This window comes from Mycobacterium sp. (genome assembly GCF_008709575.1).
Lineage (GTDB): Bacteria > Actinomycetota > Actinomycetes > Mycobacteriales > Mycobacteriaceae > Mycobacterium.
The window spans coordinates 1-919 of the sequence record NZ_VYIK01000212.1 but is presented as its reverse complement, the minus strand read 5'-3'; the positions used below and the strand labels follow the sequence as shown (position 1 = coordinate 919).

Here is a 919-nt window from a genome sequence, read left to right as displayed (position 1 = left end):
GCCGGGCGGTCATCCGCGCCCAATCACCACCGCATCTTCGCGTCAGGCACGTCGATTCCTGGCCCACAACGCGCGCGCTGCTGTAGATTTCTTCCAGTTAATCGGCGAGGAAGGTTGCTGTGACGAACAGGTTTGCCGCCGCTGCTGCAGCGGTATTGGTGATCGGCGCTGCCGTGGGCTGCTCATCGAGCCAAGCGGCACCCCAGGCCAAACCCGGCACGTTGGCTCCCGGCACTGCGGCGATCACCATCAACGGCAAAGACCTGGGCATCACCGATGCGGTGCAGTGCACGACGGCCGAATCGCTGACGACGATCAGAACTGGCCACGAGGATTCGGGCATGACGGCGATGGTGTCCAACACCCGCCAACTAACAGCCGAATTCGTGCGAATCCGCAATCTCAATGGCTTTGCGGGCTCCTACGATCGGGGCTTACAGGGTAAGGCCGCTGTCACGATTACCGGCGCCACCTATACGATCACCGGCGCCGCAGTGGGTTTTGACCGCGCTAAGCCGAGCGTACTGACAACCGAAACCTTTGCGATCAAGGTGGCGTGCTGATGCCCCGCTCGACGGTCCTCGCGGCGCGACCATGGCGGCTTTCCGGCACGCCGACCACCTTTCCGGCACGCCGACCACGAGGGATAGGGGTATGAGGAGGTTTCCGTTGGTGCTGCTGCGTCTGCCTGCTGTCCTTGTGTTGGTCTTGGGATTGGAGTGTCTGAGCGCAACGCATGCCAGGTCAACCCACGCCGCCGGCTACGAGACGTTGATGGTGCCGTCGGCCGCGATGGGCCGCGACATCCCGGTGGCTTTTCTGGCCGGGGGTCCGCACGCAGTGTACCTGTTGGATCCGTTCGATGCCGGCCCCGACGTCAGCAACTGGGTGACCGCGGGCAACGCGATGACCACGCTGG

1 protein-coding gene and 1 pseudogene are annotated in these 919 nt (G+C 63.9%); both read left to right on the top strand.

Annotated features, from left to right (window positions below; all coding sequences use genetic code 11):
- The first annotated feature begins 119 nt into the window (after window positions 1-119).
- Entirely contained in the window at window positions 120-563 is a 444-nt protein-coding gene (locus F6Q13_RS17965; protein ID WP_293059437.1) for a lipoprotein LpqH, read from the top strand.
- Window positions 564-654: 91 nt separating this feature from the next.
- A pseudogene (locus F6Q13_RS17960) lies at window positions 655-919 on the top strand (hypothetical protein); the annotation flags it as partial.